Here is a 24,843-nt window from a genome sequence, read left to right on the forward strand (position 1 = left end):
ACGGTTCTCGGTGTAAATTTTTTGAGAATGTCCCGCGGACGTTTCAATTTCATTGCCCCCTCGAATTAATCGGAAACTGATCTGTAAGACACGTCCTAGACACGTCAAAACGTAAATTAAAGTTAACCGTTCGGTCATTTTTCGTTGTTAGCGTGTCGCCCCTAATTCAATAACGGGGTAGCGGAATGAGAACCTGGGATGAACCGAAAAAACGTAAGGCACACATCGAACTGATCCCGATGATCGACGTGATGATGTTCCTCCTGGTGTTTTTCGTACTCGTGAGTCTGAACGTGATTCCGGCACTCGGTATGAAGACTCAACTGCCCAGCGCCAGCAGTTCACAGCAACTCAAGCCGCAGAACAAATTCATCCTCACCTTGGGCCTGGAAGGCCAGTTGCAACTGGATGGCAAGGACCTCACGGTCGACGCTCTGGTACCGGCGCTGAAGGCGGCTGAAAAGCCGGATACCAAGTCGACGATCATCGTCAACAGCGACAAGGGCGTGGAAGTTTCGCGCCTGGTGGAGGTGATGGACACCCTGCGTCTGGGTGGCTTTACCTCCGTGTCCATCGCCACGCGTAAGTCCTGATCATGTACGTCCTGTTTCGTGCGCGTCGGCTGCTGGGGAGTGTCCCGGCCCTGATCGCCCTGGTGCTGATTGCACTGGGTATCCAGTCCCAGACGTTGAAGGTCGAACCGGTATATGACGAATCGGCGGTCGAGTTGGCATTGGTCGAACCGGAGCCCGAGGTGATGCCGCAACCCGTGGTGGAGCAAGAACCGCCACCGCCGGTGATCGAGGATGAAGAGGCCGAGCCGGCCCCTCCACCACCGCCCCCACCACCACCCAAGCCGTTGCCGAAACCTGCACCCAAGCCGGTGCCCAAGCCAGTGGTCGCCAAACCCACGCCTACACCGCCCCCGGTGGCGGCCAAACCCGCGCCCGCAGCGGTCGCACAGGCTGCGCCGACACCGGCCCCGCCCGCACCGCCCAAGGTCGATGGCCAGGCCTTGGAGGGTGGTTACCTCAAGGGTTTGCGTAACGAGCTGGACACTTACAAGCAATACCCCACCGGACGCCAGGCTTCCCTCGAACGCCCGAGTGGCGACGTGGTGGTCTGGCTGCTGGTGGACCGCCAGGGTCGGGTACTCGACTCCGGCGTGCAGACCCCGGCCTCGAGCATGTTGCTCAACCGGGCAGCCGCCAACAGCCTGCGGCGTATCAAGCAGGTCAAGCCGTTCCCCGAGCAAGCCTTCGGGGGCGCAACGAGCAGCGCTTCACCGCCACCTTCAACTACAGCGTGCAATAAGCACCCGACACTAGGACGACACTGATGAGGTTCACACGGATTCATCTGGCACTCGTTGCCGCGAGCATGGGGCATGGCATGGTCATGGCCGACACCGGCGACAGCGACGTCGGCACCATCGGCGTACAGGGCAAGGCCACTGCCGGTGGCGGTTATATGGTGCAGGAAGAAAGCATCAAGGGACGCTCCACGGTGACCAAGGAAGCGCTGGATAAACAAACCGCCACCGGCAACGCCATCGACAAGCTCAAGTACACCCCGGGCCTGAACATCTCCAGCGAAGATGCCACCGGCCTGTCGGGCTTTCGCTTCACCATGCGCGGGCTTAACTCCGACCAGGTGGGAATGTCGGTGGACGGCATGCCGATCAACGACTCCGGCAACTACGCGCTTTACTCCAACCTCTTGGGCGACCCGGAAAACATCGACCAGATTTTCGTCACCCAAGGCTCGTCGGAGGCCGACGGCCCGCACATCGGTTCCAGCGGCGGCAACATCGGTATCGTGACCATTCGTCCCACCAAGGAAACCGGGGCCTTCGTCAAGCAGACGGTCGGCAGCAACGCCACCCGCAAGACCTTTGCCCGACTCAACACCGGCGAGGTCAACGGCCTGAGCAACTGGCTGTCGGCGTCCCATACCGAAGGGCAGATGTGGCGCGGGTCAGGCGCCGTGCGTGCGGACAAGGTCGAGTGGAACAGCTTCTTCGACGCCGGCAATGGCAACACCGCCAACCTGATCCTCAAGTACCACGAGCAGGACAACAACAGTTACAGCCAACTGACCAAATCGCAGTTCCAGCAGAACGGCCGAAAGTTCGACCCCTACCCCGCCACGCCGACAGTCGGCAGTAACGGCAAGCTCAACAGCTACTACGCCCTCGCGCAGAACCCGTTCCAGACTTTTACCGGCGTGCTCAATACCCAGTTCAAACTGGCCGACAATCTGGCGCTTTCGGTGATCCCGTATTACTACTGGGGTAACGGTAGCGGCGTTGGTTCGTCGAGCTACGCGCTGAACCGCGGCTCGAACGCAGGCGGCGTCTTCGACCTAGGCAACTTGCCCACCGCTGCCCAATACAACGCCGATGGCTCCTCCACCACCGGCGTGTACTACCGCCCCTCGCGCACCCAGACCTGGCGCCCCGGCATTACCACCAAACTGAACTGGGACCTGGGCGATCACAGCCTGCAATTCGGCTACTGGTATGAGCGCGCACGCCAAAGCCAGACCCAACCGTTCATCGCGCTCAAGAGCAATGGCAAGCCTACCGACACCTGGCCGGACGGCGACGCCGTGGTCGATGCGAACGGCAACACCGTGCAGGGTCGCGATCGCTTCACCGTCACCCCGGCGCAAAAAGTCTGGACCCAGGACACCTGGTACATCAATCCAGACTGGACCCTGGTGGCTGGCTTGGCCTACATGAACGTCAAGCGCGACGGCACCAACAACGGCAGCCTCACCGAGCAGCCGGAAAAACGTCACCAGACCTACAACAAGCTACTGCCCAATGCTGGCCTCAAGTACCAGCTCGACGAACGCGACCAGTTGTTCTACAGCCTGTCGCGCAACATGCGTATCCCACAGAACTATGTGCTGTACGACAAGGGCGTGGACTCGATCAACTCCAAGCCGGAAACCAGCTGGAACCATGAGCTGGGCTGGCGTTTCACCGGCGACGACATGACCGTGGCCGCCACCTTGTTCTATATGCAGTTCAAGGATCGCCAGGTTTCATCCAAGGACATCAACGGCGATTTCGCCGACATCAACGCCGGATCGGTCAACAACAGTGGCCTGGAGCTGGAATGGAGCGGACTGCTGCCCCACCACTTCAACTACTACACCTCCTATACCTATACCAAGGCCGAGCAACAGGACGACTTGACCGTATACAACGCGGGCAAAGCCATCCTGTTGCCCACCAGCGGCAAGCAGTTCGCCAACGTGCCGAAAAACATGCTGGCCGCCAACATCGGGTATGACGACGGGCGCTTCTACGGGACTTTCGGAGGCAAATACACCAGCAAGCTCTATGGCGACCTGACCAACGACGAAGCCATCTCCGGCCGCACCGTGTTCAACGCCGGCGCCGGTATCTACCTGCCGGTGGACAAGAAAGTGGTGAAGGACGCAACCCTGCGCCTGAACGTCGACAACCTATTCGACAAGAAGTACCTGGACGGCGTGTACACCACCAAGACCAACGCGGCCAGCTACAGCGGTTTCCGCGACGGCGACCCGGCCTACATCGTTGGCCTGGAACGCACCGTGACGGTGTCCCTGGAAGCCAATTTCTAACGGCGAGGTAATCGAACATGAACATGAACCTGCTCCACGACATCACCTTCTATGTGATGTACGCCGCGATGGCCATCGCCATCTTTATCACCATCGAGCGCGGTATTTACTTCGCCTATGTGCGCCGCCAGGCCCGTGCCTTGACCGAGGTGCTGGGCGCCCATGTACACAGCGAACGTGACCTGCCGGAAAGCCTGAGCCGCCGCGACAGCCTGCCGCTGAACATGGTGATGCCGGTGCTGGCACAGAAAGCCTCGCAGGGTTCACGCAAGGACCTGGATGATGTGATCGAAACCCAGTACCTGACCACCCGCGCCCCGCTGGCCCGCAGCCTGTGGATCATCGAAACCATCACCACCGCCGCGCCGTTGCTGGGCTTGCTCGGCACCATCCTCGGCATCATCGACACCTTCAAGGCGTTGGCCAGCGCGGGGGTGTCCGACCCTGGGCAGATTTCCGGCGGTATCGGCACCGCGTTGTTCGCGACGGGCCTGGGGATCGCCATCGCGCTGTTCTGCGTGGTGTTCCACAACTTCTTCCAGGACAGCCTGGAACGCATCAACGATCAGTTGAAAATCTTGCTGATCCGCGCCGCCACCGGGGCCCGCGTACAGGGCGAAGTGCCGCACCTGGTGTCCACGCCGTTGCATAGCCGCACGGCATGACCGTCAGGGCTGGCGTCTGAGGCGCCCGCCCTGTCTTTTTCCCTGACGAGATGCCTATGAGCCTATCGATGAAATGCCGTATCGCCGGACTCGCCGGCTTGCTACTCAGTCCGCTGGCCCAGGCGGACTTTTCAATTCCGGGGTTTGAACTGGTACATACCGTGCCGCTGGACACCGAACTGGCTACCACCGATTTGCGCCAGCCGGGCCCGGTATGGATCGAGCTGTTCGACGGCGCGAAAAGCACGATCGACATCGGCCAGTTTTATGCCGCCGACCATCCAGGTTCAGTGCTGGAGCGGGTGATCGAGCGCCTGGAAGCCGCCGGTAAACGCGGCGTGAAAATTCGCTTCCTGCTGGAGGAAAAAGGCATTCGCCTATCAGAAGCCTCCACCCTGGAACGCCTGCGCGCGATTCCCAACCTGACCTTGCGCGTGCTGCCCTACGCGCAACTGAGTGGCGGCATCATCCACGCCAAATACATGGTGGTGGATGGGCGGCAGGCGTTTGTCGGCAGCCAGAATTTCGACTGGCGTTCCCTGGAACATATCCACGAAACCGGGCTGCGCATCACCGACGCCACGGTGGTCGGCCAGGTCCAGGCGATTTTCGATCAGGACTGGCAAGCCCAGGCGGCGCTGAGCGCACACAGCCCGGTGCCGCTGCCGATGGCCGGCCAGGCGCCTGCGCGCAGCGGCAATTACCTGGTGGCCAGCCCGCAACGCTACAACCCGCCCGGGGTGGGCGATTCCCAACTCGAATTGCCGCGCTTGCTCGGCGAAGCCAAGCATGAAGTGCGCGTGCAACTGCTGGACTACGCGCCGCTGTCCTACGGACCGGATAAAACCCGACCCTACTATGCGGTGATCGACAACGCCGTACGTGCGGCCGCCGCACGCGGAGTGTCGATCAAGCTGATGGTGTCCAACTGGAACACCGACGCGCTGGAACTGCCCTATTTGAAAAGCCTCGCGGTGTTGCCCAACGTACAGATCAAGATCGTCACCCTGCCCCAGGCCAAGCAAGGGTTTATCCCCTATGCACGGGTGATCCACAGCAAGACCCTGGAGATCGACGGGCAAGTGGCGTGGGTCGGCACCAGCAATTGGCTGGGCGGCTATCTGGATAATTCGCGCAACCTGGAGGTGGTCATGCGCAGCGAAGCGATGGCCAAGCGTATAGGACAATTGCATGAACAGTTGTGGGATGGGCCCTATGCTAAAGCACTGGACGTAACGGCCGATTACCCCGCGCCGCACCCTGGCCAACCTTGACCTGCACACGATTCAACGCCCGCACCCACAAGGATGTACTCACCGACGGGGGGGCGTTTGACTTAGAAATTTCCTACACCAAGGTCTGCCACTCTCAACCCCGGCGGTGGTAGTGTGTGGAAATATTTCTGACTTAATGATCAGAAACTTCCCACTCATTACCAGCAAAGGAATGCGTCCCGCCATGTACTTTCCACTCAAGCAATTGGCTGTCGCCAGCGTGTTCGCAGCGGGCCTCTCGACCTTAGTCAGCCCAGCTTTCGCCAACATCACCCCACAGCAAAGCACGGCGATTCTGAAGAATTTCAGCGAAACCTCGGTCACAGACTTCAACAGTTTCCTCGGCACCCTGGCACAGGGCGAGCTGGGCAAAACCAGCGATGTGGGCCAGGCGATCAACGCCTTTCTCGAGCACAAACCCCTTAGCGCCGAGCAACAGAACGAACTCAATCGCCTGCTGGGCATTTATGCACGGCTGAAATACGCCAAGGCCGCCACTGAGACCCTGCGCGAGCTGGTGGAAATTCCGACGTTCAACGTCGACGGCCTGCCGCAGTATAAAAACCCGCAATTTCTCAAAATCGCCGACAAACTGCAGGGCTTGGCGAAAGCCTTCAACCTGAATTTCCGTAACATCGACAACCGCGTGTACGAAATCTCCCTGGAAGGCAGTGGCGATGAAGTGGTGGGCATCCACGCGCACGCGGATGTGGTGCCGGTGACGCCGGAAAACTGGGTGCTGAAAGACGGTACCCGGCTTGATCCGTTCAAGTTCACGCTGATCGGCGACCGCATGTACGGCCGCGGGACTGAAGACGACAAAAATGGCATCGTGGTGGCGATGTACGCCATGAAGGTGATCAAGGAAGAGAAGCTGCCGCTGGCGCGCACGTTCAAGCTGCTGGTGGACACCACCGAAGAAACCTCCGGCGACGCGATCCCCTATTACTTTGAACGCAACCCGACGCCGCCTTACAACCTGGCGCTGGATGGCGGTTACCCGGTGGTCATTGCCGAAAAAGGCTACGGCACGGTCATGGCCATCTTCCCGCGCCGCAAAGGCGAGGGCAAAGGCGCAGAAATCATCGCTATGACCGGCGGTAAAGCTACCAATCAGATTCCCTCGGCGTCGGTCGCCACGTTGCTCAGTGACAAACCCGCCGAATTGGCGGCCAGCCTGCAAGAGGCCGGCGCGCAATACGCCAAGCGCAATGGCGCTGACTTTCAGGTGAATGCAAAGGTGGTAGGCAAAGAGGTGCAGTTGACGGTCACTGGAGTCTCCGCGCACTCATCCGAACCCGAATCCGGGGTGAACCCGGTCGCGCGTATGCTGGGGCTGATCCACAGCGTCGACGGCAAGATCGCCCTCAAGCACAACCACATCACCGACGCGGCGCGTTATGCCGCCGACAATTGGGGACTGGACTATCTGGGCGGCAAATTAGGCGTGGGTTTCGCCGATGACTTCATGGGGCCGCTGACCACCTCGCCGACATTCGTCGACCTGGATGACAAAGCCTTCAAGCTGGCGGTGAACCTGCGCGTACCCAAGGGTAAGTCGCCGGAGAAACTCAAAGCGGAGATCGCCGACAAACTCAGCACCTGGGACAAGAAAACCAAGATCAACGTGAACTTCACCTACTCGATCGCCGAACCGATGTACCGCAACCCGGAAGGTGAGTGGGTCAAGGCCTTGTTGGCGGTGGCCACGGAAAACCTGGGCATGAAACATGCGTTCGGCACCTCGGCCGGCGCCACCTCCGTGCATGAACTGCCCAACGGCGTGCAGTTCGGCCTGGCACGCCCGGAAGAGAAGTACACCGGGCACACTGACAATGAGTTCAAGACGGTCGAGCAGTTCCTCCTGGACCTGCAGATCGTCACCGAAATGATGGCGCGGGTCGGTCAGTTACCGAAGCTCTGAGTGCGGCAGGAGCCCGCCGCACTGGCGGGCTTGTTTGAGTTGGCGCAGATACCTTAAACGCTGGCAGCCGCCACCTGCATGGAACCGGTTTCCTGCAGGTTGATGTGCCAGCTCAAGGCCTTGCTCAAGACGTGAGGCGTATGCCCACCCTTGGCACACGCCGCCGTGAAATAGCTTCTCAATGCTTCGCGGTAATCCGGATGCACGCAGTTGTTGATGATCAACTCGGCTCGTTCCTTCGGCGCCAGGCCACGCAGGTCTGCCAACCCTTGTTCAGTCACCAGGATATCGACGTCATGCTCGGTGTGGTCGACATGGCTGACCATCGGCACCACGCGGGAAATCGCACCGTCCTTGGCGATGGACTTGGTCACGAAAATCGACAGCAGTGCGTTACGGGCGAAGTCTCCCGAGCCACCGATGCCATTCATGATGTGCGTACCGCCGACGTGGGTGGAGTTGACGTTTCCGTACAGGTCGAACTCCAGCGCCGTGTTGATGGCAATCACGCCCAACCGGCGAATCACTTCCGGGTGATTGGATATTTCCTGGGGTCGCAACACCAGGCGATCGGCGTATTTGTCCAGGTTGCCGAACACCCGCTCGCCACAAGGGCCGGACAGGGTGATCGAACAGCCAGAGGCAAACTTCAGCTTGCCCGCGTCGAGTAGTTCAAAGGTGGAATCCTGCAACACCTCCGAGTACTGCACCAGATCGCTGAACGGCGCATCGATCAGCCCACACATGACGGCGTTGGCAATGGAGCCGACGCCGACTTGCAACGGCGCCAGGCTTCGACCCAAGCGCTCGTGTTCTACCTCTTGCTCGAAAAAAGCCACCAGATGATCGGCAATCGCCTGGGTCTCATGATCGGGCGGCAGCATGGGAATGGCCGATTCCGGCGTATCGCAAAGCACGATGGCGACGATCTTGGCAGGGTCGATCGCGATGGCCTGGGTGCCGATGCGATCATCCGGGCTGATGATCGGAATCGGTCCGCGGCCAGGGCGTCCGTGGGGCAGGAAAATATCGTGCATCCCTTCAAAATAAGGGCTGCTGGCCAGGTTCAGCTCAACGATGACCTGCCGTGCCGTCTGGGCGAAACTGGCCGAATTGCCGACTGAAGACGTCGGCACGATATGACCCTGCTCGGTGATCGCCACCGCTTCAATCACCGCAACATCGGGATTGGGCAGGCTGCCGTCACGCAGTTGCTCGACCACTTCGCTCAGATGCTGGTCGATAAACACCACGCGACCTTCGTTGATCGCCTTGCGCAGCACCGGGTCGCCTTGAAACGGCATGCGCCGCGCCAGCAGCCCGGCCTCGGCCATCTGCCCGTCGAGGCCACGACCGAGGCTCGCGCCGGTAATCAGGTTGATCTTGAGCGGGTCTTGCCGAGCCCGCTCGATGAGCGCCAGTGGCACGGCCTTGGCGTCCCCTGCGCCACCGAAACCACTCATGCCCACGGTCATGCCGTCGTGAATGAACGCGGCGGCCTGCGCCGCGCTCATGATTTTTTCGTGCAAGGAATCCAGGCGGATGCGCTGGTGATGCATGGGGTGAACCTCAAAAAAGTTAGGCACAAAAACCAACGCGATGTCAGAACTGTTCGTCGTCCAACGCCATGATGCTCGCGCTCCCAGCGCTGACTGCTGCCAACAATGCGTGTACACGGGGCAGCAGTTGCTCGGCGTAGAAGCGTGCGCTGACGCCTTTAGCCTTGAGGAACTCGGCATCGCCCGTGCCGGCTTCCAGTTGCGCGTGCGCCTGCACGGCAGAACGTGCCATGAGCCAACCGCCCGACAGGTAGCCGAAGAGCATCAGGAAGTTAACGCTGACACTGCCGGCCCAATCCGCATCGCGCTTGGCGTTGTCGAGTAACAGCGACAAGGCCTCGCGTCCGGCGCCCAGCGCGGCGGCCAACGCCACTGCCTGATAGTCGAGGGCGTCGATGTGGCGCAGTTGCTCGACGGTTTGATCCATTTCTTCGAGCAGGCTGTTCAGCAACGCGCCTTGGTTCAGCAGGGTCTTGCGCCCTACCAGGTCAAGGGCCTGAATGCCGGTGGTGCCTTCATAAATGGTCAGGATGCGCGCATCGCGATAATGCTGCGCCGCACCGGTCTCTTCGATAAAGCCCATGCCGCCGTGGATCTGTACACCGAGGGAGGTGACTTCCTGGGCCAATTCGGTCAGCCAGCCTTTGACGATCGGGGTGAACACATCGACCCGGCCCTGATGCTGGTGCGCAAGCTCTGGGGTGGGCGCATGCGCAGCACGGTCGACCTCGGCGGCGGCCACCAGGGACAACGCACGCATCGCTTCGATGGACGCTTTCATCTGCATCAGCATCCGGCGCACATCGGGGAAGTGAATGATCGAGAAACGGCTGCCGTCCTTGCGCGTGCCTTGCAGACGGTCTTTGGCGTATTGACGGGCCTGCTGGTAAGCGCGCTCGGCAATCGACAAGCCCTGCAGGCCGACACTCTGGCGGGCGTGGTTCATCATGGTGAACATGCAGGCCAGGCCCATGTGCGGCTCGCCGACCAGATAACCGACCGCGCCTTCAGGATCGCCGAAATTCATCACGCAGGTCGGGCTGCCATGGATGCCCAATTTGTGTTCCAGGGAGATGCACTGCACGTTATTGCGCACGCCCGGCTGGCCTTGGGCATCGAGCAGGAACTTGGGGACCACGAACAGCGAAATGCCTTTGACGCCCGCTGGCGCATCCGGCAAGCGCGCCAGGACCAAATGCACGACGTTGTCGGTCATCTGGTGGTCGCCCCAGGTGATGAAAATTTTCTGACCAGTGATCAAATAGTGGTCGCCCTGAGGCACGGCGCGGCTCTTGATGGCCGCCAGGTCGGAGCCGGCATCCGGCTCGGTCAGGTTCATGGTCCCGGTCCATTCGCCACTCACCAATTTGTCCAGGTAGGCAGCTTGCAGTTCGGCCGAGCCGTGATGGGCGATGGCTTCGATAGCGCCCTGGGTCAACATGGGGCACAAGGCGAAGGCCATATTGGCGGAGTGCCAGATTTCATTGACGGCCGTGCCGATTACGTTCGGAAGGTTTTGCCCGCCGTATTGTTCCTTAGCGGTCAACGAGGGCCAGCCGCCTTCCTGGAATTGCCGATACGCATCGGCAAAACCCGGCGCTTCCTGTACCCCGTTCTCCCCCAGGTGCGTACCTTGGGTATCACCGACCCGGTTGAGCGGCGCCAGTACGCCGGAACCCAGGCGGCCCGCCTCGCTCAAGATGGCCGAGACCAGCTCGCTGTTGACATCCTGAAGCTGGGCGCTCGCGCACAGTTGCTCAAATCCGACCAGAGCCTCCAGCACGAATTCGGTGTCGCGGTACGGATGGGCATAACCACTCATTGTTACTTTCCTCATTCACTCGTTAGACAGGCCGCTCCCCCTTTGCCCATTGCCCCGTACTGGGTAATGAACCAAAACGGCCATTACCCTGAAAACCAGGGACGGTATCAAGCAGGGATAGCGCCAGCAGCGCATAGCTCTATTCAGCTTCCTCCGATCCAGCCCTGCGTGGCAATTACAAAATCAGTCTAAAAACAGACATAAACGGACAGTCACTTTTGGCTAAACTACCCTCCCCCTGCTACCGGACCACTGAACGATGGGCATCGAGCGTTATTCAATCTCCATGTACTTCGCCCATATCCTGATGGCGGCCGCGCGCCGCCTCACGCTTGACGAAGAGGTATTGCTCAAGGAAGCCGGCATCAGCCGAAAGCGCCTGGATAACCTTCACCTGCGCATCACTCCCGACCAGTTCAGTCGCTTGATGCAAGCCGTCTGGCGGTTGAGTGACGACGAGTTTTTCGGCGCGGGTTCGCAGCGCTGTCCGAAGGGCTGCTTCGCGATCATGGCCAAGCAAGTGATCCACTCGCACAACCTGCATTCGGTGTATTACAAGCTCAGCCACTTCTACAACGTGATGAACGACTCCCTGCACCTGGAGCTGAAAGTCGTCGGTGATGAGGCCATGTTTTCAATGGCCTTGAGCGATCCGAGCCTGGACCCCGAATACCTGCTGAGGGGATTTTTACTGTTGCTCTGGCATCGCTTCCCGAGTTGGCTGATTGGCCAGCGGATCACGCTCAAGCGGGTGACGTTCGATCATCCCGAGCCGGTCCACTCGGCGGAATACCGCTTGATGTTTCCTTGCCCCATACATTTTGACCAACCCGAGACCTGCCTGGTGTTCGACGCCCGGATCCTCACCGCGCCGCTGGTGCAGACCGCGGAAACCCTGGCCTATCACCTGCAGCGAGCCCCGGTGGACTGGTTCACTCGCCCCGCCTATTACCCGGTTTATACGCGGCGGGTGCTGGATCACCTGGAGAACATCGGCGATCTCGCCAAGGCCACCATCCAGAGCACCGCCAGTGAGCTGCACCTGACGGAAAGAACACTGCGGCGCAAGCTACTGGCCGAAGGCAGCAAGTTTCAGAAGCTCAAGGACGGGGTGCGCCGCGACATGGCCATTCACTACTTGAGCCAGACGTCGATGTCGATCAATCAGACATCGCAACAGCTTGGCTTCTCGGACCCTTCGGCATTCACCCGGGCCTTCCGCCAATGGACTGGCGAGTTACCCAGAACTTACCGCGACGCAGCGCTCAACCGGAAATGACTCAGGCGTCCAGGCGCGCAGGCCGAGACGCCTTGCCCTGGACCCGCTCGCGGTAACGACCAGGGCTCTCGCCAGTCCACTTCTTGAACGCGCGATGGAATGCACTGGGTTCCTGAAAACCGCTCTGCGCGGCAATGTCGCCGATGCTGGCACGTGTCTGGCACAGCAACTCCAACGCCACACTGCGGCGCACTTCGTCCTTGATCTCCTGAAACGAACACCCCTCACGCTCCAGGCGACGACGCAAGGTACTGGGGCTCATATGCAAGTCCGCCGCCAGGGCCTCCAGCGCCGGCCATCGGCTGTAGTGGCTGCCACGCAAGCGTTGATACACCTGGGTCGACACGCCGTCCTGGTTGCGAAAGCGGATCACCAGCCATTGCGGCGCGGTACGCAGAAATACCTTGAGCGACGCCAGGTCCTGCACCACCGCCAGACGCAGGTAGCTGCTGGCAAATTCGATTTCGGTACGGGCCGCGCCAAACGTGAGGTTGTAGCCCCACAGCAGTTGATCGTCGCTGAGGGGCGCACGCGCATGGCGAAAGTCCGCGCGATCGATGGGCACGCGCCGCCCGCCCAGCCAGCACAGCAGGCTGATCATCAACACCAGAAAGGTTTCCTCGCCGTAACGACGCGTCTCTTCATCGCCGCCGCCGATGTCCAGACTGAGTACCGCGCGCTTGCCATGCACGCTGAGGCTGCCGCGAAAGTCGCGCAGGAACAGGGCGAAGCTGGCCAGGCACTGGGTGAGCGCCTTGCCCAGGTTCGGCTCTTGGATCAGGCCGCGGCAGATCAGGGCAAAACTGCCCGGCGGCATGCCATGAGAGTCCAGGCGGAAGAACTCATCGTTCAACTCACGAATCTGAATCAGCCATAACGCCGCAAACGCACTGGCCGGCACCCGGGCCTCGGGCTGGGTCAGCAGCGCCGGCGCGATGCCCGCTTCGTGCAGCACGGCGGCGAGCCGCTCCGGCTGATCCCGCAGCGCATGGATCATGACCTGCACGAAGTAGACTGCAACCGAATCCTTTTCCCGCGTGGGCATCATTCTGAGTTCCTGTAGCGGACACATGGTAAGAAACGCCAATACAACTGACAGGTTTCGGCATAGGCCGCCACATTGTCGGGCCCTAGACTCTCGCCCAATAGACCGTATTGCAAGGCATGCCTGTCGTGCAACGGCACCGCACAATTGAAGAGAGAGTGACGATGAATCTGCACAATATCGGCGTGATCGGCGCGGGCACCATGGGTAACGGCATCGCCCAGATCTGCGCCGTGGCCGGCATCAACGTGACCTTGCTGGACATCTCCGCAGGTGCCCTGGAAAAAGCCCTGGCCACCGTAAGCAAGAACCTCGATCGCCAAGTCAGCAAGGGCATCCTCAGCGAACCCCAGAAGCATACGGCCCTGGGCAATATCCACACCAGCACCGACTACGCCAGCCTGGCCAATGCCCAGTGGGTCATCGAGGCGGCCACGGAAAACCTGGAACTGAAGCGACGCGTGCTGCAGCAGATCGCCGCTAACGTCAGCGAGCAGTGTGTGATCGCATCCAACACATCATCGCTGTCCATCACCGAACTGGCCGCCGGCGTTAATGCCCCCGAGCGCTTTATCGGCCTGCACTTCTTCAACCCAGTGCCGGTGATGGGCCTGATCGAAGTGATTCGTGGCCTGCAGACCAGCGACACCACCCACGCCCAAGCCATCGAGCTGGCGCAGTACCTGGGCAAAACCGCGATCACTGCCGGCAACCGCCCAGGTTTCGTGGTCAACCGGATTCTGGTGCCGATGATCAACGAAGCGATCCTGGTGCTCCAGGAAGGCCTGGCCAGCGCCGAAGACATCGACGCCGGCATGTCCCTGGGCTGCAATCAGCCAATCGGCCCGCTGGCCCTTGCCGACCTGATTGGCCTGGACACTTTGCTGGCGATCCTCGAGGCGTTCTACGAGGGCTTCCAGGACAGCAAATACCGCAGCGCGCCACTGCTCAGGGAAATGGTGGCCGCCGGTTACCTGGGGCGTAAGACCGGGCGTGGCTTCCACACCTATGGCTGAGTATCGCTCGCGCCTGTGCGAACACCGTAACAAGGCCCTGGAGTTGCTCGCCAGCAAAGGCTTCGGTCAAGTCGGCATGCGCGAGCTGGCCAGCAGCCTGGGGCTGACCCCGGGCTCGCTGTACCACCACTACCCCAGCAAGCAGCACCTGTTGCTGGATTGGATCGAAGAGTTCTACGAAGAATTGCTGACCACCCTGGGGCGCGTCGAACAACGACCACGCGCTCGCCAGGACAATCTGCAACGGCTGATTCACGCCCACCTGGATTTACATCAGGAAATGCCCTGGCATTTCCGCCTGGCGGAGCGTGATTGCAGCTGCCTCACGGAGGACCAGCAACTGCGGGTCCGACAACTGCGCGAACAATACGAGCGCCGACTGCTGCAAATGCTCGGGCGACCACGGCGGTTGAGCGTCCACGCTCTGCAAGCGGCCGGCCACGCCATCGCCACGCTACTGAACAATGCGCCGAGCTGGCTGGCCGGGCAGACGCTGGACGATGCCGAACGCACTGAGCTACTGGAAAACCTGCTGACCGGCGCCATCGAGCGCGTGCTGGCGCCGAGAGCCAGCGACAGGCCAAGCTTGCAGATCGCCGTGGCCTGAGGTCGATCAGCGCAGTTGCAAAGGGTCCACCAGGCCAACGGCAATCGCCATGCCCACCAACTCCGGCAAATGGCTGGCCGCCATGCGCTTCATGACGCGGGCGCGATACAGATCGATGGTCTTGACGCTGACGCCCAACTGCTCGGCGATTTCCCGATTGGTATAGCCCTGCACCAGCGGGAGCAACACATCACGCTCCCGTGGCGTGAGTTGCTGCATCCGCGCTTGTACCCGCGCAGGCCCTTCACCGAGGCTCTGGCGATGATCGGCCTTGCTCAAGGCTTGCAGCACACTGTCCAGCAGCAACTGCTCGTTGTAAGGCTTCTCGATAAAGTCATGCGCCCCGGCCTTGAACGCACGCACCACAATCGGCACATCGGCGTGACCACTGACGAAAATCACCGGCAGGTGCAAGTCACGGCTGCGCATGTGTTCCTGCACATTCAGGCCGCCCATGCCCGGCATGCGCACATCCAGCAGCACGCAGGCGTTGAGGCGGCTGTCGCAGGCCTCGAGAAACTCGCGGCCACTGGTAAACGGCAGCGCCTTGAGGCCCACCGATTCCAGCAACCACACGGTCGAGTCGAGCATCCCCTGGTCATCATCGACCACATACACCACCTGCTCCGTCACGCTCACCATGACTTGATTCCTCTTCTTATTGTGGGGCACCGCTCTGGGCGAGCGTCGGCAAGCGACAGCACATTTGCAGCCCGACCGGCATCGGCTCGGCCTGCAACTCGCCACCGAAACCTTCGATGATGCTGCGACTCATGGACAAGCCCAGGCCCAGGCCATTGGCCTTGCTGGTGTAGAACGGCGTAAATATCTGCTCCAACTGCGCCGGCGAAACGCCGGGGCCCTGATCGCTCACATCGATCTGCACCCACCCGTCACGTTGCGCCAATGCGCTCATGACGATCAGCGAAGGCTGGCCGGGATGGGCTTCGCGATTCGCATCAATGGCATTGCGCAGCAAGTTCAGCAGCACCTGCTCGAGCAGCACCCGGTCGGCGTAAATCAGCGGCAGATTATCCGGCAGGCGATCCTCGATCGCCACCTGACAATCGCTGGCCTCCCAGGCACACAGGCGCACCGCTTCGCGGGCCACCTCGCCGGGGTTGAGCGCCTCCATGCGGCGGCGCCCCTTGCGCAGAAACGCGCGCAAGCGCTTGATCACTTGCGCGGCGTGATTGGCATGCACCGAGATCCGCTCCAGGCCTTGGGCCACCCGCTCGGCTGCCGGCGAATCGCTGCCCAGAGCGGTCAAATAACGCTGGCTCGCATTGGCGTAATTGACCACTGCCGCCAACGGCTGATTCATTTCATGGGCGATGCCCGACGCCAGCTCACCCAGGGTCACCAGGCGCGCGGTGTGAGCCAGTTCGTCCTGATGATGACGCTGCTGGGCTTCACGCAATTCGCGCTCGGTAAGATCACGGACCACCAGCGAATAAAAGCGCTCGCCACTGGCGGAACGATGGGCCAGCACCATCAGCACCACCGGCACCGACACGGCCACACCCAACGGCTGCAGGCGCGTATCGAGGCTCCAACAGCCATCGCGTTCGGCGCCGCTCCAACCTTCGTGCTGCAAGCGTGCCAATACATCGCGACCCAGAAACTGCGCCAGGCTCGGCATGCTGGGCGATTCAGCCAGCCTCAGGATGCGTCGCGCGGCAGGGTTGAGATACGTGACGGCACCATCGGGCTGGATAAACAACACGGGGTCGGTATTGGCTTCCACGACATCGGCCAGGCGCCGTGTGGTTTCCTCGGCCTGGACCCTGGCGGTGATATCGCGGGACACGCTGACCACCTCCACCACCGCCCCCGTGTAAGTCTCGCGGATCGCCCGGCAAGCGGTTTCAAACCACAGGTAATGGCCACGGCGATGGCGGATGCGATAGGTCATGGTGTAATAACCGTCCTGCTCCAGGCCTTCCCGGGCCCGCCGCACCATGGCCGCCAAGCCCTGGCGATGGAACAGGCGTTGTGCCAGCGTCCCGCGCAACTCCCCCGGCCAATACCCCAACAAGGCCCAGGAAGCCGGCGAAGCATCGAGAAAACCGCCGTCCGGGGTATGCCGGGAAATCAAGTCGGTGGTGTTTTCGATAATCAGCCGATACAGCCGCCGTGCCTTGGCAGATTCGCGCTCGGCGACAATCTGCGCGCTGGCTTCCCGGCAACGGGCCAGCACGCGATTTTCGCCAGGGCCAGGAATGAAGGTCCACACCAGAATGCGGTCGGCGAATTGCGCCTCGACGCCTTCGATCGCCCGTTGCTGCACGAGGCAGGCCTGGACCAACGGCAAGCAATTGATCGGCAACAGGCGTCTACAATCGACCAGGGACAACTGCTCAAGCAACACCCGCAGTGCGGCGTTGAGCTCCAGCGGCTGCGCCTGAGCGTCCAGCAGGAGACTCGGCTGCGGATCATGCGCAAGCAGGGGTGAACCGCCGGGTAAATGTGCAGAATTACCGATCATCATCAAACCTTTGCAGGGGTAACGCCGCCGGTATCTGCGGAAGCGTTTAATCAAGATATAGTAGATATACTATACAACACAGGTAGTACTTCCATATATCCACACGAACAGTATATAAAAGCCGCCGGAGAGGTCTTCGAGCTTTTCCCGCAGGGATCGGCTTGCCAACGATAAAGCCCCCAGGCCAGCACCATCAGCCTGTCTGCCGTTACCAGCGTCTCGAACAATAGAGCTAATAATCAGCCACCGGGTATCCGCACCATGTCCATTTTTGACCAAGGCCTCGAGCCGACCAACGTTAACCATATTGCTCTTTCGCCTTTAAGCTTCATCGAACGTACTGCCAGCGTCTATCCCGATTACCCTGCCGTGATCCACGGGTCGATACGCGCCACCTGGGCACAGACCTACAGCCGCTGCCGGCGCCTGGCATCGGCCCTCGCCGGTCGCGGGATCGGTAAAAACGACACCGTGGCCGTCATGCTGCCCAACATTCCCGCCATGCTCGAAGCGCATTTCGGCGTGCCGATGATTGGCGCGGTACTCAATGCACTCAACGTACGCCTGGATGCCGAAGCCATCGCGTTCATGCTCGCCCACGGCGAAGCCAAGGTACTGATCGCCGACCGCGAATTCCATGATGTGGTGCATGCAGCCATCGGCATGCTCGACCATCCGCCCTTGGTCATCGACGTCGACGACCCGGAATACGGCGAAGGCCAGCCGGTCAGCGACCTGGACTACGAGGCGTTTCTCGCCGAGGGCGACCCGGATTTCGCCTGGCAGTGGCCTGAGGACGAATGGCAAGCCATTTCGTTGAACTACACCTCGGGCACTACCGGCAACCCCAAGGGCGTGGTCTACCACCACCGTGGGGCTTACCTGAACTCCCTGGGCAACCAAATGATCTGGGCGGTCGGCAACCACCCCGTGTACCTGTGGACACTGCCGATGTTCCACTGCAACGGCTGGTGCTACCCGTGGATCATCACGGCATTGGCCGGGGTCCACGTGTTCCTGCGCCGCGTCGACCCGCAGAAAATCCTCAACCTGATCCACGAACATCAGGTCACTCACCTGTGCGGCGCACCGATTGTGCTCAACGCCCTGGTAAACATGCCCGACTCGGCCAAAGCCGCCATCGATCATCCGGTGAACGCCATGGTCGCCGGCGCGGCACCACCCGCCAAGGTCATCGGCGCCGTGGAAGAAATGGGCATCAAGGTGATCCACGTCTACGGCCTGACCGAAGTGTATGGCCCGGTGACGCTGTGCGCCTGGCACTCGGAATGGGATGAACTGCCGCTCGACGAACGTGCGCAGATCAAGGCTCGTCAGGGTGTGCGCTATCCGACCCTGGAAGGGGTGATGGTCGCCGACCCGAAAACCCTCGAACCCACCCCCCATGATGGTCACACCATCGGTGAGATTTTCATGCGGGGCAATACGGTAATGAAGGGCTACCTGAAGAACCCTACGGCAACCGCCGAAGCGTTCGAAGGCGGCTGGTTCCATACCGGCGACCTGGCGGTGACCCATCCTGACGGCTACGTGGAAATCCGCGACCGGCTCAAGGACATCATCATCTCCGGCGGCGAGAACATCTCCACTATCGAACTTGAAGGCGTGCTGTACCGGCACCCGGCAATCCTCGAAGCTGCCGTGGTCGCACGCCCCGATGAAAAGTGGGGTGAAACGCCGTGCGCCTTTGTCACCCTCAAGGCTGACCACCAGAACATCCGCGAAGCCGACGTCATCAGCTTCTGCCGTGAACACCTGGCAGGCTTCAAGGTGCCGCGCACCGTGGTTTTCACCCAGCTGCCGAAGACCTCGACAGGCAAGATCCAGAAATTCATGCTGCGCGACATGGCGAAAAAGCTCTGACCCGCGCCCATCAATCCTGATCGCTGCGCCCACCCCATGGACGCCAGCGGGCAGGATTGATGCAGCCGGCCAAAAAAAATGCCCTCCTGATATGGAGGGCATTTTTTTTGGTTCAGGGGTGCGGTGCTCCGCCCCCCCCCCCCGAATCCCATTGAACTGAGATTCTGTATTTAATTTATTGCACAAACGAAAAAAGACGCCGAAGCGTCTTTTTTTCGCTGACTCCCAGGCCCAGCGGGCACTGCGAATCAAAAATTGGAGCGGGAAACGAGACTCGAACTCGCGACCCCGACCTTGGCAAGGTCGTGCTCTACCAACTGAGCTATTCCCGCAAATGGCGTCCCCTAGGGGACTCGAACCCCTGTTACCGCCGTGAAAGGGCGATGTCCTAGGCCACTAGACGAAGGGGACACGCTACTGAAATACATGGTGTGTATTCCAGTGCCCAGAGGCCTCGTCCGAAGACTTGGTCCTGGTTTCACTCAATGCCGCCCGAAGGCAACACTGCTTAAAATTGGAGCGGGAAACGAGACTCGAACTCGCGACCCCGACCTTGGCAAGGTCGTGCTCTACCAACTGAGCTATTCCCGCATTGGCGTCCCCTAGGGGACTCGAACCCCTGTTACCGCCGTGAAAGGGCGGTGTCCTAGGCCACTAGACGAAGGGGACACACGTACAACATTCACTCCCTACCGCGTTTCGCTGTGTGCTTTACGCTGTAAGTGGCGCGCATTCTATGGATGGATTGAAAGGTCGTCAACCCCTAAGGATAAATTTATTTAAATCAATGACTTCGCCCTGGTTTACCGGCCTGTGCGGGGATTCTGCCCGTCCGAGCTTTGACGCCTATATTCTGGCGCCCGACAAGGCGTTATAGTCCACCTCAGCAAATGATGGCAATGTGCATCTACCCACGGGACGCTTACCTATATAGAAGAAACTACCTGGGCAACTGGTCGATCAGTCCTATCCGCCGGATGACTCAGTCACTACACTCCACAGCAAACCCTATAAAGAGGTCGCACCGGTGACACCACTCATGATCACCCTGCTGGTAATAGCCGGGATCGTAATACTGATCGCCATTGGCTATATGAACCACATGGTGGAAAACAACAAGCTGGAAAAGAAGCGTACCGAGATCGAGCTTAACGATCGCCTGCGCCGTTGCGGTGAAATCACCGAGACATTCCCTGGCCAGTTGATGACCCCGGCGCTCAAGCTGCTGTTGACCCGGCTGGAGCTCAACGTCAACCAGCGTCTGTTGAACCTCAATCGAACCAGCGCGCCCCTCAAGGCCCGCATCGCTGAGCTGAACGCACTGGTGGCCCAGGGTGAATCGATCCCGGTGACCAACCCGCCCGCCCCGATCCAGACCGAAGCCAAGGCCAAGGATGTACGCTTCCTGCTGGAAGCCTTGCACGGCCAGGTCACCCGCGCCGCACAGGACGGTTTCCTGCCGACCAACGAGGCCAAGCACTGGATCAAGGAAATTCGGCATATCCTGGTGCTGCTGCACATCGAGTTTTTCAACAACCTCGGCCAGCACGCCCTGCATCAGGGCCAGCCCGGCCAGGCGCGACTGGCCTTCGAGCGTGGCGTGCAGTACCTGCGCAAGCAGCCGGAGCCCGCCCTCTATAGCGCGCAACTGCAATTACTGGAAGGTCAACTGGCCCGCGCTAACTCCACCGTACTGACCAACAGCAAGCAGACCGAAGACGAGGTCAACGAATTGACCGAAGGCATGAAAACGGTCGAAGCCGATGCCGAGTGGAAAAAGAAAGTCATCTACGACTGATAGGCCCCTTCACCGATATGGCGAACCCTGTTCGCCATATGCAATGCGGATTCCAGGCCCCAGGTATATCTCCAGCGGGGAAAACCGGCCGTTCGTCAATGGTGCGCCGCTGACGTTCCTGGCCGGCCGCAACCGAGCCCCCCGGCACATTGATCGCCCTCCGACGACGATCACAGCCGGAAGTGCCCCACCATCCCTTTGAGCTCCGCCCCCAATTGCGCCAGCTGGGTACTTGAGGCGGCATTGCCCTGCATGCTCAACGCCGACTGATCGGCGCTCGCACGAATACTGGTGACACTGCGATTGATCTCTTCGGCCACCGAGCTTTGCTCCTCGGCCGCAGCTGCGATCTGCTGGTTCATCTGCTGGATCAACGACACGGCCACCGCGATGCTGCCCAGGGCGCTTTCGGTTTCCAGGGCATCGCTGACCGCCAGTTTCACCAGCTCGCCGCTCTGTCGGATCTGCTGCACCGATGACTGCGCGGCGCCGCGCAACGTGCTGACCAGCCGTTCGATTTCTTCGGTCGATTGCTGGGTGCGCTTGGCCAATGCCCGCACCTCGTCCGCCACCACCGCAAAGCCCCGCCCCTGTTCGCCGGCGCGGGCAGCTTCGATGGCAGCGTTGAGCGCCAGCAGATTGGTCTGTTCGGCCACGCTTTTGATCACACTCAACACGGTGCCGATGTTCTGGATTTCCGCACTCAGGCTCTCGATACTCGCGCTGGCGCTGGTACTGGAGGTGGCCAGCAACTCAATGCGCTGCAAGCTCTGGCGCACCACCCGCTGGCCGCTGTCGACCTTGTCATCCGCCGTCTGCGCTGCTTGTGCGGCCTCTTCGGCGTTGCGCGCCACGTCATGCACCGTGGCGGTCATCTGGTTCATCGCTGTGGCGACTTGTTCGGTTTCTTCCTTCTGGCTGCTGACTTCGACATTGGTCTGCTCGGTGACGCTGGACAAGGTATGCGCCGAACTGGCCAGTTGCTCGATACCGGCCTGCAGGCCGCTGACCATCTGGCTCAAGCCATTGCCCATCTGTTGCATTGCCAGCATCAACTGGCCGATTTCATCGCGACGGCTGACGTCCATGCGCCCACTCAAATCGCCAGCGGCGATCTGCTGGGCCACGGCGATCACCCTGCGCAGCGGCGCAACGATCAGCCGGGTAATCACCCAGGCGGCAATCAACCCCACCAGCAAGGCCAGGGCCGACGAGCCGATGATCATCAGCGCGCTTTTCTTCAGCTGCGTCTGCATCGACAGGTCTTCGGCGGCATAGGCCTGGTTGACCTGGCTGACCACTTGGGCGGCTCGATCATGCAATTGCTTGTAGACCACTTTTTCCTGCGCCAACAGGCCGGTGTATTCGCCCAGTTTTTCGCTGAACGCGGCGATATGCCCCGAGACTTCGTTGAGCACCGTCTGGTAGCCGGCGTCCTTGACCGAAGTTTTCAGTTGCTCGACCTGGGCCAAGGCCTGGTCGGCCTGCTCGATCTTGCCTTGCCCGGCAGCGTCTTCATCCCCCTTGCGGCTCTGATCGAGACGCACATGGGCCTCGTTCATCGCCTGCAACATCAAGCGCGAAACCTGGCTGACCTGCCCCGCCTGCTCAATGAACTCGCCGCCCGCCTTGCCCTGGCTTTCCTTGAGAGCGTAAGCCCCATCGTCGGCCAGCCCGGCCTGCAAGACGTCAAGGTTATTGGCCACGCTGGACACTGACCAACTGGCCATTTCCAGGGCCAGGTCCTTGGTCTGGGTCAGTTCGACAAATTCATCGAAAGCCTTGCGGTAGGCGGCCAAGGCCTGTTCGACTGCAGCCATCGCCGGCCCATTGGCGGTTGACTGCGCCTTGAGCGTATTGGCCTGGGCCGCCAGGGCGTCGAGGCTTTCGTGCAAGGCGTCGACCGACTTGGGGTCGGCATGCAACGCATAGTCCTGCTCGATCAGGCGCACGTTCAATAAGCCACTGTTGAGCGACGACATGGCCTTGAGGCCTTCGAAACGCTGCCCGACCGTTTGCAGGGACCACACACCAATGGCGGCTACCAGCGCCGTCAGCAGCAGCACCAGGGTGAAGCCCAAGCCCAGTTTTTTTGCCATCCCAAGGTTGGCGAAACGTCGTTGTGCGCCCGAAATCATTGCGTTGAATCCTCTTGCAATGGCAGATGCCATGAAGCCTGGTTACAAGAAGTGAGATTGGCAATCACAAGCCACAGAACACAAGACGTTGGCGCCGGAATAATGGCAAAAAGCTACACGCCCGTCGTTTTCAGAATGGTCGAGGTCGATCTGGTGGGCCCCATGTCCCGGAACAACGCCACGGCCCGCTCGTCCGCCGCATAAGCTACGTTGATCCGCAGCCACTCACTGTGCTCGCAGGTCGGACTGAACAACGCCCCTGGCGACAACAACACCCCGAGCCGCCGGGCACACGCCTGCAGCCGGGAATGATCGGCTCTCCCCGGTCGCGCCCACAGGAACATGCCCCCGGCAGGCACGGCGAATACCTCCCACTCTTCATCCTCCAGCACTTGCAAGGTGGCGGCCATTTCCGTGCGCAGCCGTTTGCGCAGACGCTGCACCCACTTGCGGTACGTGCCATTGGCCAGCAGCGTCGCCACCACGGCCTCGGCAAACCGCGAAGTGCCGAAACCGGTCAAGGTCTTGAGGCTGGCCAATTGCTCGATGAGCGTCACGCTGGCACTGAGATAGCCGACCCTCAGCGCACTGCTCAGGGTCTTGGAAAAGCTGGCCACATAAATCACCCGATCCTCGTGGGGCAGTGCCGCAAGGCGTGTGCAACTGGCGTGTTGCAGATCGCCGTAGACGTCCTCTTCAATGATCAGGAAGTCGTGGCAGGCCGCCAACTCCAGCAAACGCTCGGCCACTGCGCGGCACAGGCTGCTGCCTGTGGGATTGTGATACAGGCTGTGGATGAACAGGCACTTGGGACGATGGCGCTGCAACAGCACTTCCAACGCCGGAATATCCGGGCCCCCACAAGTGCGCGGGACTTCCAGCAACCGGACCCCGTGAAACGCCAGTTGGCGATAGAGGTTGCCATAGCCAGGGGTTTCGACCACAACGCTGTCACCGGGCTTGAGCAGCGTACGGATGAGCAGGTCCTGGGCATGGCTGGCGCCTGCGGTCGTCAGGATACGATCGAGGCTGGTGGCGACACGAAGCCGGGTGAGGTGCTTGAGCAGTTGCTCGCGCAACGTCGGCAGCCCCAATGGCGTGCTGTAGTTGAACAGGCCGGCGGTGTCGGTGCGGGTGACTTCGCGAATCGCATAACTGATGTCGTCGCTTTCGCGCCAGGCATCCGGCAACCAGCCGCACCCCAGCTTCAGTTCACCCAATGGATTATCGGCAAAGGCGCCCCACTCCCGCTCTGCGCCTTCATACCAATGGCCTTCATGCAGCGTAGGCGGTTGGGCCACTACAAAACCAGAACCCTGCCTGGACGCCAGCAACCCCTGAGCGACCATCCGCTCGAATGCCTCGATCACACTGGACTGGCTGAGCAGGTTATCGAGGGCCAACTGCCGAATGGACGGCAGACGTGTACCGGGGCTCACGCCGTTCTTGCGAATCCACTCTGCCACGGCGCTGACGATTTGCTGCACCACCGGTACAAGGGCTTGTCGATCGATCCCTAAATCCATGAGCCACTCACTTCAACTGTCTGTTATCAACCCAAAGAGTTAAGCACAGAAGCCTGTATTGACCGGCCATAAACAATTATTAAAGTATTGATTTTATTGACTTATTTACCTGTTGATACATATTCGGCCACGGCGTTTTGCCAGCCCTGGAAAAGCCTCACAGCCCTCCCAGAACTTTTCAAATAGCCTGCGGCGCAAGG

The 24,843-nt window shown here is 60.6% G+C and carries 17 protein-coding genes, 4 tRNA genes and 2 pseudogenes; 11 read left to right on the top strand and 12 right to left on the bottom strand.

The window, feature by feature from the left end:
• Positions 1-185: 185 nt before the first annotated feature.
• From BLR63_RS13090 to BLR63_RS13115, 6 genes and pseudogenes are all read left to right on the top strand, one after another.
• Positions 186-593 (top strand): ExbD/TolR family protein, encoded by a 408-nt coding sequence (locus BLR63_RS13090; protein ID WP_005786670.1) that lies wholly within the window; start codon positions 186-188, stop codon positions 591-593.
• Positions 594-595: 2 nt separating this feature from the next.
• Positions 596-1,314, top strand: a pseudogene (locus BLR63_RS13095) (energy transducer TonB family protein).
• A 24-nt stretch (positions 1,315-1,338) separates the two neighbouring features.
• Positions 1,339-3,618 carry a TonB-dependent receptor gene (locus tag BLR63_RS13100; RefSeq protein ID WP_042947648.1) on the top strand — a complete coding sequence of 760 codons (2,280 nt, stop codon included), beginning with the start codon at positions 1,339-1,341 and terminating at the stop codon, positions 3,616-3,618.
• 17 nt (positions 3,619-3,635) lie between these two features.
• On the top strand, positions 3,636-4,283 hold the full coding sequence (locus tag BLR63_RS13105) for a MotA/TolQ/ExbB proton channel family protein (RefSeq protein ID WP_010567543.1): 648 nt from the start codon (positions 3,636-3,638) through the stop codon (positions 4,281-4,283).
• A 56-nt stretch (positions 4,284-4,339) separates the two neighbouring features.
• Entirely contained in the window at positions 4,340-5,557 is a 1,218-nt protein-coding gene (locus BLR63_RS13110) for a phospholipase D-like domain-containing protein (protein WP_042947650.1), read from the top strand.
• Between the two features lie 184 nt (positions 5,558-5,741).
• Positions 5,742-7,481 carry a dipeptidase gene (locus BLR63_RS13115; RefSeq protein ID WP_010567545.1) on the top strand — a complete coding sequence of 580 codons (1,740 nt, stop codon included), beginning with the start codon at positions 5,742-5,744 and terminating at the stop codon, positions 7,479-7,481.
• A gap of 53 nt (positions 7,482-7,534) precedes the next feature.
• On the opposite strand, the gene BLR63_RS13120 is transcribed toward BLR63_RS13115, so the two are convergent.
• Both BLR63_RS13120 and BLR63_RS13125 read right to left on the bottom strand, forming a co-directional pair.
• Positions 7,535-9,040: an acetyl-CoA hydrolase/transferase family protein gene (locus BLR63_RS13120; RefSeq protein WP_010567546.1), complete on the bottom strand. Its 1,506-nt coding sequence runs from the start codon at positions 9,038-9,040 to the stop codon at positions 7,535-7,537.
• A 43-nt stretch (positions 9,041-9,083) separates the two neighbouring features.
• On the bottom strand, positions 9,084-10,862 hold the full coding sequence (locus tag BLR63_RS13125) for an acyl-CoA dehydrogenase (protein WP_010567547.1): 1,779 nt from the start codon (positions 10,860-10,862) through the stop codon (positions 9,084-9,086).
• 259 nt (positions 10,863-11,121) lie between these two features.
• On the opposite strand from BLR63_RS13125, the gene BLR63_RS13130 reads away from it, so the two are divergent.
• Positions 11,122-12,141 (top strand): AraC family transcriptional regulator, encoded by a 1,020-nt coding sequence (locus BLR63_RS13130; protein WP_010567548.1) that lies wholly within the window; start codon positions 11,122-11,124, stop codon positions 12,139-12,141.
• A 1-nt stretch (position 12,142) separates the two neighbouring features.
• Here the strand turns inward: BLR63_RS13130 and BLR63_RS13135 are convergent, their stop codons facing one another.
• Positions 12,143-13,189: an AraC family transcriptional regulator gene (locus tag BLR63_RS13135; RefSeq protein WP_010567549.1), complete on the bottom strand. Its 1,047-nt coding sequence runs from the start codon at positions 13,187-13,189 to the stop codon at positions 12,143-12,145.
• A 161-nt stretch (positions 13,190-13,350) separates the two neighbouring features.
• Here BLR63_RS13135 and BLR63_RS13140 point away from each other — a divergent pair, with 161 nt between their 5' ends.
• Both BLR63_RS13140 and BLR63_RS13145 read left to right on the top strand, forming a co-directional pair.
• A complete protein-coding gene (locus BLR63_RS13140) occupies positions 13,351-14,202 on the top strand; it encodes a 3-hydroxybutyryl-CoA dehydrogenase (protein ID WP_010567550.1) in 852 nt (283 codons plus the stop codon).
• On the top strand, positions 14,195-14,809 hold the full coding sequence (locus tag BLR63_RS13145; RefSeq protein WP_010567551.1) for a TetR/AcrR family transcriptional regulator: 615 nt from the start codon (positions 14,195-14,197) through the stop codon (positions 14,807-14,809). The genes BLR63_RS13140 and BLR63_RS13145 overlap by 8 nt, the downstream gene beginning before the upstream one ends.
• A gap of 6 nt (positions 14,810-14,815) precedes the next feature.
• Here BLR63_RS13145 and BLR63_RS13150 read toward each other — a convergent pair whose 3' ends face one another.
• Together BLR63_RS13150 and BLR63_RS13155 are read right to left on the bottom strand one after the other, a co-directional pair.
• Positions 14,816-15,451 carry a response regulator transcription factor gene (locus BLR63_RS13150; protein ID WP_010567552.1) on the bottom strand — a complete coding sequence of 212 codons (636 nt, stop codon included), beginning with the start codon at positions 15,449-15,451 and terminating at the stop codon, positions 14,816-14,818.
• Positions 15,452-15,467: 16 nt separating this feature from the next.
• Positions 15,468-17,300, bottom strand: a complete 1,833-nt coding sequence (locus tag BLR63_RS13155) for a PAS domain-containing sensor histidine kinase (protein WP_010567553.1) — start codon at positions 17,298-17,300, stop codon at positions 15,468-15,470.
• A gap of 258 nt (positions 17,301-17,558) precedes the next feature.
• Between BLR63_RS13155 and BLR63_RS13160 the strand changes: the two genes are divergently transcribed.
• Entirely contained in the window at positions 17,559-19,181 is a 1,623-nt protein-coding gene (locus BLR63_RS13160; RefSeq protein ID WP_010567554.1) for an acyl-CoA synthetase, read from the top strand.
• Between the two features lie 256 nt (positions 19,182-19,437).
• Here the strand turns inward: BLR63_RS13160 and BLR63_RS13165 are convergent.
• The 4 genes from BLR63_RS13165 to BLR63_RS13180 form a co-directional block, all read right to left on the bottom strand.
• Positions 19,438-19,513: transfer RNA gene (locus BLR63_RS13165), tRNA-Gly, on the bottom strand.
• Between the two features lie 3 nt (positions 19,514-19,516).
• A tRNA-Glu gene (locus tag BLR63_RS13170) sits at positions 19,517-19,592 on the bottom strand.
• A gap of 104 nt (positions 19,593-19,696) precedes the next feature.
• Positions 19,697-19,772: transfer RNA gene (locus BLR63_RS13175), tRNA-Gly, on the bottom strand.
• A gap of 2 nt (positions 19,773-19,774) precedes the next feature.
• Positions 19,775-19,850, bottom strand: a tRNA-Glu gene (locus BLR63_RS13180).
• A gap of 358 nt (positions 19,851-20,208) precedes the next feature.
• Between BLR63_RS13180 and BLR63_RS13185 the strand changes: the two genes are divergently transcribed.
• Entirely contained in the window at positions 20,209-20,979 is a 771-nt protein-coding gene (locus tag BLR63_RS13185) for a hypothetical protein (RefSeq protein WP_010564961.1), read from the top strand.
• A 170-nt stretch (positions 20,980-21,149) separates the two neighbouring features.
• Here the strand turns inward: BLR63_RS13185 and BLR63_RS32375 are convergent, their stop codons facing one another.
• The 3 genes and pseudogenes from BLR63_RS32375 to BLR63_RS13195 form a co-directional block, all read right to left on the bottom strand.
• Entirely contained in the window at positions 21,150-22,067 is a 918-nt protein-coding gene (locus BLR63_RS32375) for a methyl-accepting chemotaxis protein (RefSeq protein ID WP_373419537.1), read from the bottom strand.
• A pseudogene (locus BLR63_RS32380) lies at positions 22,056-23,150 on the bottom strand (HAMP domain-containing protein); the annotation flags it as partial. The pseudogene BLR63_RS32380 and the gene BLR63_RS32375, both read right to left, overlap by 12 nt.
• Before the next feature lie 80 nt (positions 23,151-23,230).
• Positions 23,231-24,643, bottom strand: a complete 1,413-nt coding sequence (locus tag BLR63_RS13195; RefSeq protein WP_010564963.1) for an aminotransferase-like domain-containing protein — start codon at positions 24,641-24,643, stop codon at positions 23,231-23,233.
• Positions 24,644-24,843: the final 200 nt, after the last annotated feature.

Origin of the sequence: Pseudomonas extremaustralis (genome assembly GCF_900102035.1) — a bacterium.
Taxonomy (GTDB): domain Bacteria; phylum Pseudomonadota; class Gammaproteobacteria; order Pseudomonadales; family Pseudomonadaceae; genus Aquipseudomonas; species Aquipseudomonas extremaustralis.

Excerpts from the sequence above, each read along its gene's own strand:
- BLR63_RS13090 (WP_005786670.1), top strand. The coding sequence starts at position 186 with ATGAGAACCTGGGATGAACCGAAAAAACGTAAGGCACACATCGAACTG.
- BLR63_RS13100 (WP_042947648.1), top strand. The coding sequence starts at position 1,339 with ATGAGGTTCACACGGATTCATCTGGCACTCGTTGCCGCGAGCATGGGG.
- BLR63_RS13105 (WP_010567543.1), top strand. The coding sequence starts at position 3,636 with ATGAACATGAACCTGCTCCACGACATCACCTTCTATGTGATGTACGCC.
- BLR63_RS13110 (WP_042947650.1), top strand. The coding sequence starts at position 4,340 with ATGAGCCTATCGATGAAATGCCGTATCGCCGGACTCGCCGGCTTGCTA.
- BLR63_RS13115 (WP_010567545.1), top strand. The coding sequence starts at position 5,742 with ATGTACTTTCCACTCAAGCAATTGGCTGTCGCCAGCGTGTTCGCAGCG.
- BLR63_RS13120 (WP_010567546.1), bottom strand. The coding sequence starts at position 9,040 with ATGCATCACCAGCGCATCCGCCTGGATTCCTTGCACGAAAAAATCATG.
- BLR63_RS13125 (WP_010567547.1), bottom strand. The coding sequence starts at position 10,862 with ATGAGTGGTTATGCCCATCCGTACCGCGACACCGAATTCGTGCTGGAG.
- BLR63_RS13130 (WP_010567548.1), top strand. The coding sequence starts at position 11,122 with ATGGGCATCGAGCGTTATTCAATCTCCATGTACTTCGCCCATATCCTG.
- BLR63_RS13135 (WP_010567549.1), bottom strand. The coding sequence starts at position 13,189 with ATGATGCCCACGCGGGAAAAGGATTCGGTTGCAGTCTACTTCGTGCAG.
- BLR63_RS13140 (WP_010567550.1), top strand. The coding sequence starts at position 13,351 with ATGAATCTGCACAATATCGGCGTGATCGGCGCGGGCACCATGGGTAAC.
- BLR63_RS13145 (WP_010567551.1), top strand. The coding sequence starts at position 14,195 with ATGGCTGAGTATCGCTCGCGCCTGTGCGAACACCGTAACAAGGCCCTG.
- BLR63_RS13150 (WP_010567552.1), bottom strand. The coding sequence starts at position 15,451 with ATGGTGAGCGTGACGGAGCAGGTGGTGTATGTGGTCGATGATGACCAG.
- BLR63_RS13155 (WP_010567553.1), bottom strand. The coding sequence starts at position 17,300 with ATGATGATCGGTAATTCTGCACATTTACCCGGCGGTTCACCCCTGCTT.
- BLR63_RS13160 (WP_010567554.1), top strand. The coding sequence starts at position 17,559 with ATGTCCATTTTTGACCAAGGCCTCGAGCCGACCAACGTTAACCATATT.
- BLR63_RS32375 (WP_373419537.1), bottom strand. The coding sequence starts at position 22,067 with ATGGACGTCAGCCGTCGCGATGAAATCGGCCAGTTGATGCTGGCAATG.
- BLR63_RS13195 (WP_010564963.1), bottom strand. The coding sequence starts at position 24,643 with ATGGATTTAGGGATCGATCGACAAGCCCTTGTACCGGTGGTGCAGCAA.